20 protein-coding genes are annotated in these 18359 nt (G+C 32.4%); 4 read left to right on the top strand and 16 right to left on the bottom strand.

Going from position 1 to position 18359, the window contains the following annotated elements:
- Window positions 1-18: 18 nt before the first annotated feature.
- The 5 genes from argH to ACFVRR_RS00080 all read right to left on the bottom strand — a co-directional run bounded on the left by argH (window position 19) and on the right by ACFVRR_RS00080 (window position 5263).
- Window positions 19-1410 carry an argininosuccinate lyase gene (argH, locus tag ACFVRR_RS00100; RefSeq protein ID WP_387323405.1) on the bottom strand — a complete coding sequence of 464 codons (1392 nt, stop codon included), beginning with the start codon at window positions 1408-1410 and terminating at the stop codon, window positions 19-21.
- Window positions 1411-1437: 27 nt separating this feature from the next.
- Entirely contained in the window at window positions 1438-2652 is a 1215-nt protein-coding gene (locus ACFVRR_RS00095; protein ID WP_387323403.1) for an argininosuccinate synthase, read from the bottom strand.
- 41 nt (window positions 2653-2693) lie between these two features.
- Entirely contained in the window at window positions 2694-3731 is a 1038-nt protein-coding gene (gene argF, locus ACFVRR_RS00090) for an ornithine carbamoyltransferase (protein WP_387323400.1), read from the bottom strand.
- Window positions 3732-3983: 252 nt separating this feature from the next.
- Window positions 3984-4427: a Dps family protein gene (locus ACFVRR_RS00085; RefSeq protein WP_069033875.1), complete on the bottom strand. Its 444-nt coding sequence runs from the start codon at window positions 4425-4427 to the stop codon at window positions 3984-3986.
- Window positions 4428-4489: 62 nt separating this feature from the next.
- Window positions 4490-5263 (bottom strand): nucleotidyltransferase domain-containing protein, encoded by a 774-nt coding sequence (locus tag ACFVRR_RS00080; protein WP_387323396.1) that lies wholly within the window; start codon window positions 5261-5263, stop codon window positions 4490-4492.
- Window positions 5264-5333: 70 nt separating this feature from the next.
- Between ACFVRR_RS00080 and ACFVRR_RS00075 the strand changes: the two genes are divergently transcribed.
- A complete protein-coding gene (locus tag ACFVRR_RS00075; RefSeq protein ID WP_387323393.1) occupies window positions 5334-5618 on the top strand; it encodes a YciI family protein in 285 nt (94 codons plus the stop codon).
- 62 nt (window positions 5619-5680) lie between these two features.
- Here ACFVRR_RS00075 and ACFVRR_RS00070 read toward each other — a convergent pair whose 3' ends face one another.
- The 5 genes from ACFVRR_RS00070 to ACFVRR_RS00050 form a co-directional block, all read right to left on the bottom strand.
- A complete protein-coding gene (locus tag ACFVRR_RS00070; protein ID WP_387323390.1) occupies window positions 5681-6622 on the bottom strand; it encodes an aminoglycoside phosphotransferase family protein in 942 nt (313 codons plus the stop codon).
- Window positions 6623-6667: 45 nt separating this feature from the next.
- Window positions 6668-7930, bottom strand: a complete 1263-nt coding sequence (locus ACFVRR_RS00065; RefSeq protein ID WP_387323387.1) for an MFS transporter — start codon at window positions 7928-7930, stop codon at window positions 6668-6670.
- Between the two features lie 16 nt (window positions 7931-7946).
- Window positions 7947-8618, bottom strand: coding sequence for an HAD hydrolase-like protein (locus ACFVRR_RS00060; RefSeq protein ID WP_387323383.1), 672 nt, complete (start codon window positions 8616-8618; stop codon window positions 7947-7949).
- 185 nt (window positions 8619-8803) lie between these two features.
- Window positions 8804-9919 (bottom strand): RNA-guided endonuclease InsQ/TnpB family protein, encoded by a 1116-nt coding sequence (locus ACFVRR_RS00055; RefSeq protein ID WP_387324874.1) that lies wholly within the window; start codon window positions 9917-9919, stop codon window positions 8804-8806.
- A gap of 224 nt (window positions 9920-10143) precedes the next feature.
- The gene (locus tag ACFVRR_RS00050; RefSeq protein WP_387323380.1) at window positions 10144-10689 is read right to left on the bottom strand and encodes a GNAT family N-acetyltransferase; all 546 of its coding nucleotides are present in this window, start codon (window positions 10687-10689) and stop codon (window positions 10144-10146) included.
- A gap of 350 nt (window positions 10690-11039) precedes the next feature.
- On the opposite strand from ACFVRR_RS00050, the gene ACFVRR_RS00045 reads away from it, so the two are divergent.
- Window positions 11040-11651, top strand: coding sequence for a DedA family protein (locus tag ACFVRR_RS00045; RefSeq protein ID WP_387323377.1), 612 nt, complete (start codon window positions 11040-11042; stop codon window positions 11649-11651).
- Window positions 11652-11864: 213 nt separating this feature from the next.
- Here ACFVRR_RS00045 and ACFVRR_RS00040 read toward each other — a convergent pair whose 3' ends face one another.
- Together ACFVRR_RS00040 and ACFVRR_RS00035 are read right to left on the bottom strand one after the other, a co-directional pair.
- Window positions 11865-13991 (bottom strand): heavy metal translocating P-type ATPase, encoded by a 2127-nt coding sequence (locus ACFVRR_RS00040; RefSeq protein ID WP_387323375.1) that lies wholly within the window; start codon window positions 13989-13991, stop codon window positions 11865-11867.
- A 34-nt stretch (window positions 13992-14025) separates the two neighbouring features.
- The gene (locus ACFVRR_RS00035; RefSeq protein WP_097973834.1) at window positions 14026-14409 is read right to left on the bottom strand and encodes an ArsR/SmtB family transcription factor; all 384 of its coding nucleotides are present in this window, start codon (window positions 14407-14409) and stop codon (window positions 14026-14028) included.
- 162 nt (window positions 14410-14571) lie between these two features.
- Here ACFVRR_RS00035 and ACFVRR_RS00030 point away from each other — a divergent pair, with 162 nt between their 5' ends.
- Entirely contained in the window at window positions 14572-14733 is a 162-nt protein-coding gene (locus ACFVRR_RS00030; RefSeq protein WP_387323371.1) for a hypothetical protein, read from the top strand.
- A gap of 75 nt (window positions 14734-14808) precedes the next feature.
- Here the strand turns inward: ACFVRR_RS00030 and ACFVRR_RS00025 are convergent, their stop codons facing one another.
- The 4 genes from ACFVRR_RS00025 to ACFVRR_RS00010 all read right to left on the bottom strand — a co-directional run bounded on the left by ACFVRR_RS00025 (window position 14809) and on the right by ACFVRR_RS00010 (window position 17098).
- On the bottom strand, window positions 14809-15324 hold the full coding sequence (locus tag ACFVRR_RS00025) for a PCYCGC motif-containing (lipo)protein (RefSeq protein WP_387323368.1): 516 nt from the start codon (window positions 15322-15324) through the stop codon (window positions 14809-14811).
- 70 nt (window positions 15325-15394) lie between these two features.
- On the bottom strand, window positions 15395-15775 hold the full coding sequence (locus ACFVRR_RS00020; RefSeq protein ID WP_387323365.1) for a hypothetical protein: 381 nt from the start codon (window positions 15773-15775) through the stop codon (window positions 15395-15397).
- Between the two features lie 31 nt (window positions 15776-15806).
- Window positions 15807-16319, bottom strand: a complete 513-nt coding sequence (locus tag ACFVRR_RS00015; protein WP_387323362.1) for a GNAT family N-acetyltransferase — start codon at window positions 16317-16319, stop codon at window positions 15807-15809.
- Between the two features lie 71 nt (window positions 16320-16390).
- Window positions 16391-17098 carry a DNA alkylation repair protein gene (locus tag ACFVRR_RS00010; protein ID WP_387323359.1) on the bottom strand — a complete coding sequence of 236 codons (708 nt, stop codon included), beginning with the start codon at window positions 17096-17098 and terminating at the stop codon, window positions 16391-16393.
- A gap of 88 nt (window positions 17099-17186) precedes the next feature.
- Here ACFVRR_RS00010 and ACFVRR_RS00005 point away from each other — a divergent pair, with 88 nt between their 5' ends.
- The gene (locus ACFVRR_RS00005) at window positions 17187-17972 is read left to right on the top strand and encodes a carbonic anhydrase (protein ID WP_387323356.1); all 786 of its coding nucleotides are present in this window, start codon (window positions 17187-17189) and stop codon (window positions 17970-17972) included.
- Window positions 17973-18359: the final 387 nt, after the last annotated feature.

Here is an 18359-nt window from a genome sequence, read left to right as displayed (position 1 = left end):
ACGCTTTCAATAGGGAAATTACACCATATTCGTTGTAATGCTTAAACACTCTTCCGCTTTCATTATTTGTTTCCAAACTTCATTTGTAGAAGTTCCACCTTCACTAATTCTTGCTTCCATTACCGTTTTTGGATTTAATGTATGATAAATATCTTCTTCAAACACTTCATTAATCATCTTAAATTCCTCTAGATTTAATTCCCCAAGAAATTTATGATTCTCAATTGCATAAAGAACCGTTTTTCCAACGATTTCATGAGCTTGTCGGAATGGGATATTTTTTCGAACTAAGTAATCAGCAAGGTCAGTAGCGTTTGAATAATCATTTTTAACAGCTTCATACATACGATTTTCGTTTACTTTCATTGTATCGATAATTCCTGAAAGTAATTGTAATGCTCCGACAACAGTATAAACAGTATCAAACATACCTTCTTTATCTTCTTGCATGTCCTTGTTATATGCTAAAGGTAGTCCTTTTAAAACAGTTAATAACCCGATTAAACTGCCATAAACTCTTCCCGTTTTACCTCGAAGTAATTCTGGAACATCTGGATTTTTTTTCTGCGGCATGATACTAGAGCCGGTACAAAATGCATCGTCTAATTCAATAAACTGAAATTCTTGACTAGACCAAATGACAAACTCCTCTGATAGTCTAGAAATATGTGTCATAAGTAATGACGAATCAGAAAGGAACTCTACGATAAAATCACGATCGCTTACTGCATCTAAACTATTATGATAGATATCGCTAAAACCAAGTAACTCAGCAGTACGTTGACGGTTAATTGGAAATGTAGTTCCAGCTAATGCACCTGCACCTAATGGTGAAATATCCACTCGCTTTAAACTATCTTTGAATCTGCTTTTATCGCGCTCAAGCATCCAAAAATACGCAAGTAAATGATGTGCAAATGAAACAGGCTGTGCTCTTTGTAAGTGCGTATACCCAGGCATAATTGTATTTACATGCTTTTTTGCTTGAATAACGATTTTATTTTGAACTTCTTCAATAAAATCAATAATGGAAGACGTATTATTTTTTAAAAAAAGATGCATATCCGTTGCTACTTGATCATTTCGACTACGCCCTGTATGTAGTTTTCCACCTACAGGACCGATTTCTTCAATTAACAAGCTTTCGATATTCATATGAATATCTTCATTTTCAATACTGAATTGAACCTCATTTTTCTCAACTTTTTTTAATATTTTATTTAAACCTTCTATTATTAGTTCCGCTTCATCGATTTCAATTATGCCACATTCTCCAAGCATCGTTGCATGTGCGATACTACCCGCTATATCTTCTTTAGCCATTATTTGATCAAATTCAATTGATGCCGTAAATTCTTCTACTAATTGGTTTGTCTCCTTCGTAAAACGTCCGCCCCAAAGTTTTGACATAACTGCCTCCTTAATCCACTCTATATTTTATTTACTTAAAACTGTATTTTTCTGTGTAACTTCGCTATATACCTTTGTTGGTAATCCCCATAATTTAATAAAGCCTACCGCTGCATTATGATCAAATAAATCACCCTTTGAATAAGTTGCAAGCTCTTCATTATATAAACTAGTTTCCGATTTTCTACCGACTACTGTATGATTGCCTTTGAATAATTTCACACGAACAATACCACTTACTGTTTCTTGTGTTGTATTGACAAACGCATCTAAAGCACCCATTAAAGGTGAATACCACAATCCATCGTAAAGCATTTTTGAAAATTGTTGTTCAATACTTACCTTAAAATTTGTTACCTCACGAGGTAATGTAAGGAACTCTAATTCTTTATGAGCATTGATTAAGATTAGCGCTGCTGGATTTTCATATACTTCACGTGATTTTATGCCTACTAATCTATTTTCAATATGGTCTATTCTTCCAACACCGTGCTTTCCACCAATACCATTTAATTGTTCAATTAATTGAACTAGTTCAATAGGCTGGCCATTCAAACTTACAGGCACACCTTTTGAAAATTCAATTTCAATATATTCAGGAACATTCGGAGTATTTTCAATTGCATTCGTCCAATCAAAAGCTTCCTCCGGTGCTTCATTCCATGGATTCTCTAATACACCTGCTTCACAAGCTCTTCCCCAAATATTTGCATCAATTGAAAATGGATTATCTAGATCGACAGGAATTGGAACACCATTTTCATGTGCGTACTGAATTTCTTCATCACGAGTCATGCCCCATTCACGAACAGGCGCAACTACTTTAAGATTCGGATTCAAGGCCATTACTGAAACTTCAAAACGAACTTGATCATTTCCTTTTCCAGTACATCCATGTGCAACTGCAACTGCACCTTCTTGCTTTGCTACATCGACTAATAGTTTTGCGATTAAAGGTCTTGATAGAGCAGATGATAGTGGATACTTTCCTTCATATAATGCATTCGCTTTTAGGGCCGGGACAATATATTCATTTGCAAATAAGTCCTTTACATTGATCATATATGACTTAATTGCTCCTAAATTTAACGCCTTTTGACGAACCGCTTCAACATCTTTCCCTTCACCTAGATCTAGACAAAGTGCAATCACATCGTAGTTATATTTCTCCTGTAACCATTTAATACAAACTGATGTATCTAAACCACCTGAATATGCTAAAACAATTTTTTCATTTCCCATGTTATTACCCCCGATTAGATTTTTAAAATAGATTTTTAGAATTATAAATTACCCATTAATGCAACTAAGATCGCTTTTTGAGCGTGAAGTCGATTTTCCGCTTCATCAAATACGACCGAATGATTACCGTCAATTACTGAAGCTGTTACTTCTTCCCCTCTATGTGCAGGTAAGCAGTGCATGAATAAATAATCATCTTTTGCGTTTTCTAATAATTGATCATTTACTTGATACGGGCTAAAATCTTTTAAGCGAATTTCAGTCTCTTCCTCTTGCCCCATACTGGTCCAAACATCCGTTATTACAACATCAGCTCTACTTACACCATCTACAGGATTATTCACTACTTCAATAACACTTCCAGTTGTTTTTGCAACATGCTTCATCGATTGAAGTACAACTTTATTCGGCTCATACCCAACGGGACATGCAATTGTTAAATAAACACCAAGCTTAGCTGCACCTTCAATTAAAGAATGACAGATGTTATTATTTCCATCTCCTACATAAGCAATCTTCAAACCTTTTAATCTACCTTTATGCTCAAGAATTGTTAAGAAATCAGCCATAATTTGAGCAGGATGGTGCAAATCAGTTAATCCATTAATAACTGGAATTGACGAGTGTTCAGCAAACTCCTTCACCATCTCATGAGTATTTGCTCGAATCATGACCCCATCTACATAACGAGAAAATACTTTCGATGTATCATGAACAGTTTCGCCTCTACCAAGCTGTAAATCTTTACTGCTCATAAAGATTGCATGACCACCTAATTGCATCATGGCAATTTCAAATGAAAGTCTCGTTCTAGTAGAATTCTTTTCAAAAATCATCCCTAACACTTTGTTTTTTAAATAAGGATGTGCCTCTCCCGCCTTTTGCATATTTTTCATCTCTAAAGATTTTTCGAGTAAGAATAATAATTCACTTGATGAAAACTCACTTATCGAAAGAAAATTTTTCCCTTTAAAATCCGACCATTTTACAGAGCTAAAATTTCCTTTTGTAACATTCCCTTTTGTCTTTTGCATATAACCATTTTTCTTTACATGATTTTCTTTCAATACTTTGCTCATAAATCCATCCCCTTTTCCCCGAAGTTTAGATTCTTATATAATGAATTATTATACACAAATATAAATAATTATACAATTGGTTTTTTAGTTTTTTTTGGTAATTTTTTATGAATAATTTCAACGCACCACCAAAACCCTTATAAACATGCGTTTTATACTAGTCAATAAGATGAAAAAAAGGAGTAAAATAAAAAAAGATGAACTAACCAATCATATATAATGATAGGTTAATCCACCTTTTTTAATATTTATTCATTTACCAAGAAATGACTTTAACATCCAAAGCATCTTTTCAATCTCAGCAATCTTACCTAGAAATAAGTCCGCTGTTTCTTGATCATCACTTTCTTCTGCAATTGAGATTACATCACGTGATTCTTGTACAACTTTTTCATAGTCTTTAATTAGATCAGATACCATTTCTTCTGCAGAAAACGTATGATTACCTTCTTTAATCGTAGCCGTTTCTAAGTATTCACGAAGTGTAGCAATTGGTTTTGCACCAATTGTTAAAATACGTTCTCCTAAATCGTCTACCATTACTTTCGCATCGTCATAATACAATTCAAATTTTTCATGTAGAGTAAAGAAATTCGGTCCTTTTACATACCAATGATAGTTATGTAATTTTACATATAACACATTCCAATTCGCCAATTGTTGATTTAAAAGACTTTCTAAATTTGCCAACTTCATTCACACTCCAATTTCTTTGTTAACATACAAAGAAATTTTTCCCAAAAAGTGTGTAGTCTATTCTATTTTTCCCATGAATGTTCAATTGAAGTTCGAAATAGTTCGTTTAAGTTCTCAGTATTCACCTTGTTTGATTCAGTAATTCCCTTAACATACTCTTCAAAAAACTGAATGTTATTTTCAATAAAATCATTTAATACTTTTTTTCTAGGCTCTAAATCTAATTCTTCACCTTGCTTTTTTCGGGTTAATAACTGGTCTACTTCTACTAAAAATTCCTGATCTAACCCTTCTATCTCTAAAAGTTCATCAAACAAAATTGGAGGAATTTCATTATATTTTTGAATCCATATACAAGCTAAAATTGGTCTTAATACATAAAAATACTTTTTAATCTTGACTTCTTCACCTTGCAAATAATCACGGTAATTTCCTTTGGCCATATGGAGATAATGGTAAATACATGCCTTTTTAGAAAGAATTTCATTACCGATTTTTCTTAATTCTACTGAAATCGTTAAATCATCATGATAAACAATAGGAGAACTTAACCATTCTAATAGGGCCGGGTTTGATTTTGCAAAAAGATTAAGTGCCTTTTTTATGTCCCACCCACTAAAGTCGAGTAAATCATTGATTGGGTACTCAATTACATCACGTTTTTGGTCAATGCTTAAATACCAATCTTTGCGATGAACATAGACAAAACGCACATCATAATCACTGTCTTTAGATGGAAATCCCCACGCTCTACTACCGGACTCAACTGCAAATAGTATTTTTACGTCATGTTCGACTTCAATTTGTTTTAGTTTTTCTATAATGATTTCCTGCATAATAATCCCCCTTACAATTAGTGATTACGTGCTATAGTATAATTATTATAATCGATAGGATGTGGCTTAAGTGGAAAACTTTATTTATGTTTTAAAACCAGTTCGATCAACTTTTTTACATGATTCAACGGAAGAAGAACGAAATATTGTCTCAGAGCATTTCCATTATCTACAAAACTTAAATAAAGAAAAGACTGTATCTTTAGCAGGAAGAACCGAACAAGCTGAATTTGGTATTGTCATCTTAAAAACAGAAAGCATACAACATGCGGAAGAAATCATGCAAAATGATCCAGTTGTTAAAAAGAATGTAATGACTGCTGAATTATATCCATTTTTAATTGCTTTAAATTAAATACAAAAAGTGCATCGAAATTGACTATTATAGGCCATTCTCGATGCACTTTTTATTGTTAATTACTTAAAATTAAAAAATATATTTTCTAATTCTTTTAACGTAGTAGCTTTCTTAGCTACTTCAGACTTTTCTTGATAGAAACTAATATTACTAAAACGATGTAGTAATAAATAAGTCATTAATTCTTTTTGTAAGCCCTCATTTAATTTCGTATAGCCATAGCTCTCTAGAAAAATTTTATTTAGTCCTTCAAATGGATAAAACATAAACGCTATTGGCCCAAGCAAATCATATTTTGAGTTTCCTACAAAGCAATCAGCGAAATCAATTAAACCAGTAAACCTCCACATGCCATTAGTTTTATTCATGATTAAATTAAATGGTGTGTATTCTCCGGTTAATAATACGATTTGTTCTTTTCCTTGTAATGTTTTATCTTCTACATAGCTTGTTAATTGTGTAAATAATTCATTATTCATTCCGTTGTTTTTATGATGATTCTCTACTTGCTCTATTTGATTTGTCATAAATTGCTTCCAATGATCATAATCATCTTGTTTTGTTGAGATCGTTGCGTCATGGATTTCTCTTATTATTTTTCCTAAATCAAACGCAATTTGCTTTTTCTCCTCAAAATTCAGTTCATCAAAGACATCAATTAAAAGAGTCCCTTTTAGTTCACTCATGACTAAATAGCTCCAGCCCTCAAATTGACCAGTTGAAATTAATTTAGGAATATCTACAGATAGAGTTCGGCCGTTTAAAAACTCAAGAACCTGTTTCTCTTTTATGAACTCGTCATTCACATAAGGAGGATATAATTTAATGACAATTTCACCATCTATACTAAAAACAATATTTCCACCGTACGAAAATCGAGTAAGCTTCTCATAATCGATCTTTTCTAACTCACAAATTTTACGGATTTTACCTTCCCAAAAACAATTTTTCTCGCGCATTATTCTATATTTTTCTTTTGTTATTTTATAAAGATAGGTCATCCATACTACCTCAATTATTAAATTATTTTTTTATTAATTTTCCTTCTACGCAGAAAGATTTTGATTTAATACCGCTCTTTTTTTAATATTAAGGACAAATAAAGTAGCGACTAAACAAAAGATACCTGCTGCAATAAAGATTGATTGGTAGGCATTTAACCAAGAATAAACTAAACCTCCACCATATGCTGCTGCTCCAGCACCTAATTGATGGGCAGTATAAATCCATCCATAGATTACCCCTACCTTCTCTTTACCAAAATGGTCCGTCGCTAGTTTAATAGTTGGCGGAACTGTAGCAATCCAATCCATCCCATAGAATATGGCAAAAGCACTTAAATAAATGATTGAATTAGTAGATAAAGCAAAAGGTAGAATAAGTAGTGATAATCCTCTTAAACCATAATACCAAAATAACAACCAACGATTATCAAAGCGATCAGAAATATATCCGGATAAAGTCGTTCCGATAATATTAAATATTCCCATGAATGCTAAAATACTAGCAGCCGTCACCTCTTTATATCCATAATCGATACAAAGTGAGATAAAATGGGTCCCAATCAAACCACTAGTTGAAAAGCCACAAACGAAGAAGCTTGCCGCTAATAACCAAAAAACTTTTGATTTAGCACCTAATTTTAACCCATCAAAAGCTGCCTTCACTGGATTTACATTGTTCGCTTGCTTCTTATTACTTTTTTCAGCCCCTAAAGGTAAAACCCCAACGTCTGCTGGATCATTCTTCATAAAAATCCAAAGTAATACATAAATGAAAACACCAAAAGAAAATATGGTTAAAACGGCATTTCTCCATGAATAAAGTTCAACGATATATGCCATAAGCGGTAAGAAAACAAGTTGACCGGCTGCTGAACTAGAGGTTAAAAGCCCTAGTGCTAAACCACGCTTTTTTTCAAACCAGGTAGTTGCAACATACGCATTTAAAACCGTCAAAAATGCCCCTGCACTTAATCCAATAATGATTCCCCAAATGATAAATAAATGCCAAATTCGTGTCATAATGGTTGTTAGTAAAATTGCAGCTAATAATGTTCCCATACCTACTAACAATACTTTTCGTACACTAAACTTTTGATATAAGCCAGCAATAAAAGGACCAGAGAATCCAACAAGAGTTATACAAATTGCAAACGCACCAGAAATTGATGCTCTACTCCAACCAAATTCCTTTTCAAAAGGAATCATCATCACTCCAGACATCGTATTTGTTACTGCAGCAATAATGACGGATAAGAAAGTAACAATTAAAATAATCCAAGCATAATGTATTTTTCCGCTCTGCAATCAAACTCCTCCTTCATTAGTAGACCATGATTTTTCTCTCGTTTAATAACATTTTTTTCAGTTGATCTACACTATTAATAATTGCATTCGCTCCTGCATTAGTTAATTCCAATTCAGTTCCATATCCGTAAGTTATTCCAATTGAATCAATATTAGCGATTTTTGCACCTTTTATATCGTGAAATCGATCCCCAACCATTACGGAATCTTCCTTAGAAATTTCATTATTCTTTTCAAAAATATACTCAATAATCTCGCCTTTATCGATTCTTGTGCCGTCTAGTTCACTTCCAACAACTTGAAGAAAGAACTCATCGAGTTGGAAATGGCTCACTATTTTCCTTGCGAAAATAGTTGGTTTTGAAGTTGCTACATATAATCTTTTTTTCTCTTTTTGCAAATCGCTTAGAAGTTCACGTATCCCATCATATACATTATTTTCAATCATACCACTCTGTGAAAAGTAATCGCGATATAAACGAACTGCATTTAATAATTCTTCTTCATTAAATTGACAAATTTCAGAAAAAGATCGCTGAATAGGAGGTCTAATAAATTTTAAAAGCTGTGATTCTAATGGAATAGATTGATTCATTTTCTGTAATGCATACTTTACTGAGTTCAAAATCCCTACCCTTGGACCTGTCAGTATACCATCTAAATCGAATAGGATTGTATGGTAAGTCATTATTTTCTTCCGTTGCCAAAAACTTATAAAAATCAATAAATAATTATTATTTTTATAGATTTCGTTTATTTCCCTTTTCTACGTGTCAGATTTTGCCTAGTTAGGCTACTTTCGTTTGATATAACACTCCAAGGGCGTAAATTCGGATACAACGAATCCTACATATCAGTAGTGACGTATAGGTGTCAAATTACTAATTTATATCGTGACAAGTTGATCGCAGCGTTTAAATCTCGATCTATTTCATGACCGTATTCACATTTAAATAATCGGTCTGATAGTTTTAAATCATTTTTTTTATGTCCACAACTTGAACACGTTTTAGAAGATGGGAACCATTTATCAGCTTCAACAAATTCAATGCCATATTTTTCACATTTATATTGAATTTGGCGTTTGAATTTAAATAAACACTGCTTTGCAATTGATTTTGAAAGATGCCTATTCTTCATCATCCCTTTAATATTTAGAATTTCCATTACGATGCGATAAGGTTTGGTTTTCACGATCTCGCTCGTGGATTGATGAAGATGATTTAGTCTGATATTTGTCAACCTTCTATGGAGGTGCTGTATCTTCTTTTCGATTTTCAGTATGTTGCTTGTTTTGACGAAACGGTTTCCCTCCTTATTCATTTCATATTTACGAGATATTTGACGTTGTAACCTACGTAGGCGTTTCTCTGCCTTTTTAACAGTAATTGTTTTGTTAATATTTTTCTTCTTGATGCCGTCTGAACATACGGCTAATTGTTTTATCCCTACATCTATACCAAGTGAGACCTTTGTCAGTTCTACTATTGGTTTTGATTTTTCAACTCCAACAGAAAGATACCAGTATTTTCCATCATTACTAATTCTGGGATTATAGTATTTTTTATCTGATATTAATTCAGAAACTACAACCCAACCGACTTTTTCAATCAACACTTTCTTTCCTTTTACTTTCAACTTCACATTATCGTTATAAAAGGATGGTTTTGATTTTCTTTTACTTTTGAATCGTGGTTTATCTGCTAATCCTTTAAAGAACTTTTCATACGCATTACAAAGATCTTTTATAGCTTGTTTTGTAATATTATTCGATACTCCATACAACCACGAAAATTCATCAGTTTGTTTTAATACAGTTAATTCTTTTCTTAATATGCCATTAGAAATAAATTTCCCACCGTTTTTATAACTTTCTTCTTGTTTGGAAAACGCCCAGTTATAAGCCCATCTGGCAGTTCCCACTGATTTCCATAATTGTGTTTCTTGTTCTTTAGTTGGTCTTAATCTTACTCTTTTCGCAAGTATCAATGTTTCATTCACATTATTAAGAGTTTGTTCAGTTCCACAGATCGAATCAACTTTCAAATTACTCACCTCATGTATTCTATATAAACACAATGAGTGATTTGCATTTAGAACAAATTGTGATATTTTTATAAATTTTTATAAAGTTAAATTAACTGTTGTTAACCTTCATCTTTCTTTCTGCACAAAAAAGCGTTAGCATTTTTAGCTAACGCAAATTGATTCATTTAAATTTTCCATTCTTTTTTCAACATACTATAAACAGCTATATCATAATACTTTTCTCTAATTTGCTGTGCTTCTCTTTGGATACCTTCTTGTTTAAAATTTAAACGTTCAGGAATTGCCCTACTCTTACCATTTTCAACAGCTGCTCTAATCACAACTCGATTAAGATTAAGCTCATCATAACAATATGAAACTAAGCCTTCTACAGCACGAGTCATTATTCCCTTACCTTGTACATGTTCACTTAGCCAATAGCCTATTTCAGTTGTTTGATTCGACCAATCTATATAATGTAATCCTACCATACCTACTAGTTCATTTTTATAAAAGATGCCCGTTTCAAAACCATTATTATCTGCAAATTTTTGTAACCACATAGGTATAATCGATTTTTGATAATCCTCGATCAATGGAATATTTTCAGCCCAAATCAACCATTCTTTTAAGGAGTTTTGATTTTCCTTCAGTGCTTCTACTAATGTTGCTGCATATTTCGGTGTTAATAAATTGATTGATAAATCCTCACTAATTTGAACTTTAAACATGTCCATCTTCCTTTTTTACTAAGACATTAAATCTAATTAGCTAATTACATTTCTTCAGATTTAGGAGAAGTTTTGTAACCAAATCTAATTTCTGCTTTTATATTAATCTACTTTAATTCTATATCAACTGCTCTAAATCCTCTGACTTCAAAAAAATTCTTACCTACATTGTTAATCCATTGTTCACCAGACTTAAAATTCACATTTTATTAATTGTTTTTTAATATATTTTTGGAACAAGTTTCACAATCACTTGCCTAATCACTAGTTACATAGTATATTTTTTCACAAGGAATATTAAAAACTTCTAATTATTCCTTAAAAATAAATATCAAACATGAGGTAATTTCATGCAAAACTGGATTATTGAAACAATGGATACATTTGGCTATTTAGGTATCTTTTTATTAATTGCATTAGAAAACATATTTCCTCCAATTCCTTCCGAAGTAATTTTAACGTTTGGAGGGTTCATGACGACAGAATCTTCACTATCTAAAATAGGTGTTATTTTCTTTTCAACTTTAGGATCAGTAATTGGGGCAATCATACTTTTTTGGATTGGTACTTTACTAGATATAAAAACGTTAGAAAAAATCGTAGAACGCTGGGGGTATTTTTTACGTTTAACTAAAAAGGATGTCCATAAAGCGGACGAATGGTTTTCAAAATACGGTGTTTGGACTGTCTTTTTCTGTAGACTGATTCCATTAATTCGTAGTTTAATTTCTATCCCAGCTGGAATGGCACGTATGAATTTTTGGATCTTTTTGTTATTTACAACTTTAGGCTCATTAATATGGAATACAATTTTAGTTTTAGTTGGTGCATCAGTCGGTGCATCCTGGGAAAAGATTGTTGAGTATATGGATGTGTACTCAAGTATTATTTATGGAATTTTATCGATTGGATTGGTCATTTTTATCTTCCTTTTTATCAAAAAAAGAAAACGTTCTGCCTAAATAAGAAGAAAAAACTCAGACTATTTTCGTTTAGTCTGAGTTAGTGTGTAGACAAAGTTCTAAAAACCTGATGATCAGACTGATTGCAAGCGCTTGTCTTTCGAGGCGCGAAGCCTGGTGAGGAGCGGAGTTACCTTGGACGGTAATGAGCACCGCAGACAGGCGAAACAACGAAGAAAGCGAGCGTTTTCGGGCAGTCTGAGTTTTTTAGCTTTATTTTTGTCTAAGTATTCTCATCGAATTCAATACTGCCAATACAGTAACTCCAACATCTGAAATGACTGCTTCCCACATTGTAGCGATTCCGATTACACCTAGTAATAAGAAAAATCCTTTCACTGCTAAAGCAAAAAAGATGTTTTGCCATACAATTTGTCTTGTACGTTTAGCGATTTTAATTGCATCTACAATTTTTGAAGGTTCATCCGACATTAATACAACATCAGCAGCTTCGATCGCTGCATCGGAACCAATTCCTCCCATTGCAATACCTATATCTGCTTGTGCTAAAACTGGTGCATCATTAATACCGTCCCCAACAAAAGCAATCTTTTCTTTCGATGATTTTATCTTTTCAATCAATTCAAGCTTTTCTACTTTTTGATGTGGAAGTAGCTCTGAATATATATCATCTATTGCTAATTCCTTACCAATACTTTTCGCAACTAAGTTAGAATCACCGGTTAACATGACAGTCTTTTTAATTCCAACTTTTTTAAGCTCAAGTATCGCTTTTTTTGCATCATCTTTTAGTTGATCTGCAATGACAATTGATCCTATATAATGATTATTTTTTGCTAAATAAACTGTTGTGCCTACTTCTCTAGTTGGTTCATATAAAATTGAATGACTTTCCATTAGTCTTGAATTCCCTACTAACAGAGCATCTCCATTAATCGTAACGCTAATTCCATGTCCGGCAATTTCAGTATAGTTAGATAGCTTTGCTTCAACTATATCTTTACCATACTTTTGACGAATTGATAATGCGATTGGATGAGTAGAATAAAACTCTCCATAAGCAGCTAATTCCAATAGCTCTTCTTTCGAATGACTACGTGTAGGTATAATCGAGCTTACTTGGAATTGCCCTTTCGTCAATGTTCCTGTTTTATCAAACACAATATATTTCAAATCATTTAATGCTTCTAAATAATTACTTCCTTTTACTAATACTCCTGATTTTGATGCCGCTCCGATTCCTCCAAAAAATCCTAAAGGAATTGAAACAACTAGTGCACAAGGACATGAAATAACTAGGAAAATTAATGCTCGATATACCCAATCATATAGCGTTTCACCAGGAATAATAATTGGCGGGATGATTGCAATAATGGCTGCTGTGATTACAACTATAGGTGTATAGACCTTTGCAAATTTTGTAATAAAATTTTCTGTAGGAGCCTTTTTATTTGTTGCATTTTGAACAAGTTCTAATATTTTTGAAACTGTCGATTCATTAAACTCCTTCGTGACTTCGATTTCGAGTAAACCTTGAACATTTATAAATCCACTTAATACTTCATCTCCCTCAAATATTTCTCTTGGTAATGACTCACCTGTTAATGCAGAAGTATCAACACTTGAAAATCCACTTTTTACAATTCCGTCTAACGGAACCCTTTCCCCAGGTTTAACGATGATCATATCACCAATTTGAATCTTTTCAGGAGATACTTGTTCAGTTTTGTCACCATTTTTTAAATTAGCATAATCGGGACGTATATCCATTAATTTCGAAATCGAATTCCGTGAACGATTTACTGCAATGCTTTGGAACAATTCACCTAACTGATAAAATAGCATTACGGCAACAGCTTCAGGGTATTCTCCAATAATAAATGCACCAATTGTAGCTACTCCCATTAAAAAATTCTCATCAAACACTTGCCCTTTAAAAATATTACGAATCGCTTTTAGAACAACGTCAGCACCCGCTATTAAATAGGCAGCTATAAAAATAATCAATTGAAAGAGCATAGGTACATTAAGTAATTGAGCTAAGATTAATAAAACAGTACCGCTCCCTAATTTAACAATAAGTTTTTTTGTTTCAGCATTCATTCCCTGTTGCTTCTCTTGCCCAAGTTTTGAATCTATTTTTGAAACAGGATTAATATGCGGTTCTAATACACGAATCTTATCTTTAGCGCTCTCGATAACCGATTCTTTTTGTTCCTCACTCGTTGTAATTGTCATCGTTAATGTTGCAAAATTTACTGAACATGCATCAACGCCTTCAAGTGTGGAAACCCCTTTTTCAATCTTCATTGCACAATTAGCGCAATCAAGACCTTCTAATTTTAATTCACTATTTACTTGCCTTTGCCCCCTACTCAACAAACTCAACTCCTCTCTTTAAAAAACGTCTATATTAATCCTCTAAAATATGCTCTAGTGCTTGATTGAAAATTTGCGTAACATGATTATCTGCTAACGAATAATAAACTACTTTACCTTCTTTACGATTTTTTACTAAATGCGCCTGTTTTAATACACGTAACTGATGTGATATAGATGATTGAGTCATTTCTAATAAATAAGCTAGGTCACATACACACATCTCAGATTGACTAAGGGCATGTAATATTCTCGTTCTCGTCTTATCTCCAAGAACTTTAAAAAGTTCTGCTACTCCTGTCAGTGTTTCAATATTTAACATGTTTTCTTTTACTGAAAGAATTATATCCTCGTGCATAACCGTTTGTTGACAAGCTTCTTCACAAACTTCGTCAACTTTCTTCTTTTCTTCAATCATAACTGTCCTCCTATGAATACATGAACAATCATTCATATGTTTTCTTTATATATATTATATGAGTGATTGTTCATATGTGTCAAAATATTATTTGTAAAATTTAAAGGAATATCTCATATGATAAAGAACTGATTAGTAATGCATACAAAAGGAGAAAAATTAATGACTCTAATCGGATATCTTTTTTGGGTAATTTGCTTAGCAGCCGTAATATTTACCTTTTTAAACGAAAAAAAATTAGGAACAACTCCTCCTTATAAAACAGAGCATCAAGCATTATTTGAAGAAATAACGAAGATTGATCGAGCTTTAGTGCAGGAATAAACGTTATAAATAAAAAAGTCAGACAGTTACCGGAATTACTCAGTAACTGTCTGACTTTTAATTTTGTCCTATATCCTAACTCTGTTCTGTCGGCATAGGGGTATTTGTCGGCTTGGCATATCCTTCTTTGTATTTATTATCAATGACTTTTCGAATTTCTAAAGGCGTTTTTCCTTCTTGCTGTAATTTCGCTGATTCAACTGCAATTTCCATACAGTTGACACATGAAGTAGCATGGCTATCCCACACGATTGAACCATCTTCTTTTACTTCATGAATAAAGCAATCTAAATTACTTTTATGACCTACACTTTCACCACAACCACAATAACACGGAATATTTTTAAGTAAATCAGCTTGTTGTGCTGCCACCATATAAATTTGTTGAATCTGTTGTTCTTTATCACCTATAAACTTCGGCAAAGTTTCTTTATTAATTGTTTGTTCTCTAATATCACTTGTTTGAACATGTTCGGCATGATTTTCGTGTTTCTTCGTATCATTCGTTTCTACTTGGTGATTACTGCATCCTGTAAATAAAATTGAAATTGTTAAAGCTGAAAGTACATTATGAATTGTTTTTCGTTTCATCCTTTTCCTCCAATAAATGCACGTTAATCTTATTTTAATAATTATTGGAGTGGAAAACAAATTCTTTTAACTATGAATAAATAACTGAGTCAATCAGCATTTTCAATAAACTTGTAAATAAAAAGAAAAACCTAATCAAAAAACCAGCCCATGCAAACCGTCTATATTTTTCCCATCGTTCCTGATTATCATTACGTTTACAGATCCACATTAATATCCAAAATCCAAGTGGTAAAATTGGTATTTCAATACGGTACTGATTAAAATTCAAATTAATACTAAAGACAAATAAACCGATAAGAATTGCAATAATAGCCTTCCAAACTTCTGGTTTCACATCATTTGTTCTATAAATCCAAAATAGTAAAATGCCAAGAGTAATATAATTTACTAGCGTAATAATGATGCTAGAGACAAAATGATATTCATCAAAATGGATATTAACGTCCATTAGATTCTCCTTTTAGATAATTTGATGGTTTCTAATAATTATGACGGTCTTTACGATAATATTTAGTTAGTTCACCATTTTCTTCATTAATTGATTCTAAAATTAAATTAAATCCTTTTTTCTCAAGGATCTTTACTGAATTTATGTTTTTTGCTTCAACGGTAGCTATTATAAAATTTAACTTTCTAATGCCAAAACAATAATCTTCTATTAAACTAGCAATCTCAGAGCCATAACCATTTCCCCATTCTTCTTCAGCTAATCGGTAGCCTATTTCAAACTCATCCGCTTCATTTTTTATGACTGCACATGTTCCAATCAATTGATTAGTCTCATTTTTACAAACTGCCATCACTTCAAAATCAGCGTTTTTCTCCTTATCCATTTGAAGAATCTTTTTTAATTCATTTTCAGTTTCTTCTAATGTTTTTGGGCGATTTGTTATGTATCTCATTACATTCACATTAGATTGAAGCTTGTGTAAAAGCTCTAGGTCATCCATTTTAAGCATTCTTATATATAGTCTATTTGATTTCAAAATCATGGTTATCTCCCGTTTCCAGTGTGTAAACAAAGTACTAAAAACCTGATTTTCAGACTGAGTGACCGATCAAATTAACAAATACATGTTTTTTTCTTAACCCCAAGCTTTCCCCTAGCTTCGACCTTTTCAATATAATCAGTCGCTAAAGGTACCTTACAAGCCGTATCTCCTACGTCCACGTGGACTTTTCCAATCTTTTGTCCAACCATCATTGCTTCAACTGTAAGACTTGGAACAAAACTACCTACTGAAATTACAAACCCATTCATTGTATAACGAACTCTATTTTTTGAAGTATGTATATTATTTTCAATATAATTAAGCAATTCACGAACTTCTTCCTTATCAATCTCTTCATCTGGTGCAACTGATAAATAATGACTATACGTACTCCATCCACAATTTTCAATTAATTCATCATCTGACTTCAGCCATTCTCTAGCTAATTCGATTGCATACTGGCTTTCTGCTGCAACAGCACCTACAATACTTTCAGAAATCATATACCAATGAGCTTCTTTCGCCCAATTTTGAAGCTGCTCTTTCGTCATTAATTTCGGATTAATTGACAAACCCGCTAAATACATCGCATCTGAATTTCCTGTATGAAAAAGTGATAATGCTAATTCCTGATCCTTTTTAACATATTTAACAAGCTTTTTCATATCACCAATTTTAACCCCAAATAATGGTTCCTTGGCACCATGACGCAAAAAAGTTTTTTTCGTTTGCTCAGTTCCCATTTCCTCTAATGATTTCATAACTTCTTCTAGTGTCATCATCTTCTCCCCCTTAATAAAGGTTTGTTCCGTAACATCGTTGTCTAAAATGTATCCTATCATACATATCAAGGAAGGAAAGTATATAATGAACTATTTTTTTCTATTCATCATACTATTCAGTTTTACACTCTCATCCTGTTCAAATAATCAGATCGTGCATGAGGTTCATCTAAATAAATCAACAATTGCAGCTGCAAGAAACGAAGACTGGTCTTACACAGGAAAAACTGGACCAAAATATTGGAGTTCAATCAATAATAAATATGCACTATGTTCAAATGGAAAACAGCAATCACCAATTAATATTGATCAAGCTATTAAAAAAACACTACCTTTAGGTATAAACTACCATAATGATCTTTTTAAAATAGAAAGGTCGCAGTACACAGTAAAATTCATTCCGGTTAATCACTCCAACACTATTAATTTAAATGGAACAAACTATACATTACTACAATTTCATTTCCATACCCCAAGTGAGCATACAATAAATGGGAAACAAAGTGATTTAGAGATTCATTTTATAAATGAGAATAAAAATAAATCTATTATTACCATCGGGGTACTTGTTGATAGTGGAACATTGAATAAAGAATTCCAAAAAATCCTAAATATAAATCCTATGGATGAAGATCTTGGGGGAAAGATTGTAAAAATAAATTTGCAGTCCTTTATTCCGTATACAAGTAAAAAATTTTCATACACTGGCTCTTTTACAACTCCTCCTTGTACTGAAGGAATAAAATGGATTATCTTTAATAAATCTATACAATTTTCTGAAGAGCAGATCCATACTTATCAAAATTATTTTGTTCCAAATAGCCGTCCCGTTCAGCCATTAAACGGTAGGGATTTATTTGAATCTTGGTAAACATACAGGGTCATGAGTAAGTATCATTACTTGATTATGAAAATAACTTCCTCAAACCGGTTCATGAAGCACTATTAATGCTCGAATTCGAATATTATTTCCGCATAACTAGCTCATGAGGCACTATTGTTACTCGATTTCGAATATTACTTCCTCATAATATCCTGTACTTGAAATAAATATGATAATTCTTAATTAGCTACTAACTTCTTTTTTCAACAACATAAAAAAAGTTATCCTACTTAAAAGGATAACTTTTTTCAGAGTGTTGAAATATAAAATCGTCAATAGTGGAAACGAACTTTAAGTGAACATTTTATAATGATAAAATTAGCATTTTTTGATCTTTAAATGGTTTTAAATGTTAATATGTTTGAGCAATTTCAT

It is taken from the genome of Gottfriedia sp. NPDC057948 (assembly GCF_042887255.1).
GTDB lineage: Bacteria > Bacillota > Bacilli > Bacillales > Bacillaceae_G > Gottfriedia.
Note: the sequence above shows the minus strand (reverse complement) of the source record. Positions and strands in the feature narration are given on the sequence as shown.

What these genes read in the sequence shown, in the direction of transcription:
- ACFVRR_RS00030 (WP_387323371.1), top strand. Translation starts at nt 14,572, where the DNA reads ATGACTCTAATCGGATATCTTTTTTGGGTAATTTGCTTAGCAGCCGTA.
- ACFVRR_RS00025 (WP_387323368.1), bottom strand. Translation starts at nt 15,324, where the DNA reads ATGAAACGAAAAACAATTCATAATGTACTTTCAGCTTTAACAATTTCA.
- argH (WP_387323405.1), bottom strand. Translation starts at nt 1,410, where the DNA reads ATGTCAAAACTTTGGGGCGGACGTTTTACGAAGGAGACAAACCAATTA.
- ACFVRR_RS00015 (WP_387323362.1), bottom strand. Translation starts at nt 16,319, where the DNA reads ATGATTTTGAAATCAAATAGACTATATATAAGAATGCTTAAAATGGAT.
- ACFVRR_RS00020 (WP_387323365.1), bottom strand. Translation starts at nt 15,775, where the DNA reads ATGGACGTTAATATCCATTTTGATGAATATCATTTTGTCTCTAGCATC.
- ACFVRR_RS00035 (WP_097973834.1), bottom strand. Translation starts at nt 14,409, where the DNA reads ATGATTGAAGAAAAGAAGAAAGTTGACGAAGTTTGTGAAGAAGCTTGT.
- ACFVRR_RS00060 (WP_387323383.1), bottom strand. Translation starts at nt 8,618, where the DNA reads ATGACTTACCATACAATCCTATTCGATTTAGATGGTATACTGACAGGT.
- argF (WP_387323400.1), bottom strand. Translation starts at nt 3,731, where the DNA reads ATGAGCAAAGTATTGAAAGAAAATCATGTAAAGAAAAATGGTTATATG.
- ACFVRR_RS00095 (WP_387323403.1), bottom strand. Translation starts at nt 2,652, where the DNA reads ATGGGAAATGAAAAAATTGTTTTAGCATATTCAGGTGGTTTAGATACA.
- ACFVRR_RS00045 (WP_387323377.1), top strand. Translation starts at nt 11,040, where the DNA reads ATGCAAAACTGGATTATTGAAACAATGGATACATTTGGCTATTTAGGT.
- ACFVRR_RS00080 (WP_387323396.1), bottom strand. Translation starts at nt 5,263, where the DNA reads ATGCAGGAAATCATTATAGAAAAACTAAAACAAATTGAAGTCGAACAT.
- ACFVRR_RS00070 (WP_387323390.1), bottom strand. Translation starts at nt 6,622, where the DNA reads ATGACCTATCTTTATAAAATAACAAAAGAAAAATATAGAATAATGCGC.
- ACFVRR_RS00005 (WP_387323356.1), top strand. Translation starts at nt 17,187, where the DNA reads ATGAACTATTTTTTTCTATTCATCATACTATTCAGTTTTACACTCTCA.
- ACFVRR_RS00010 (WP_387323359.1), bottom strand. Translation starts at nt 17,098, where the DNA reads ATGACACTAGAAGAAGTTATGAAATCATTAGAGGAAATGGGAACTGAG.
- ACFVRR_RS00050 (WP_387323380.1), bottom strand. Translation starts at nt 10,689, where the DNA reads ATGTTTAAAGTTCAAATTAGTGAGGATTTATCAATCAATTTATTAACA.
- ACFVRR_RS00085 (WP_069033875.1), bottom strand. Translation starts at nt 4,427, where the DNA reads ATGAAGTTGGCAAATTTAGAAAGTCTTTTAAATCAACAATTGGCGAAT.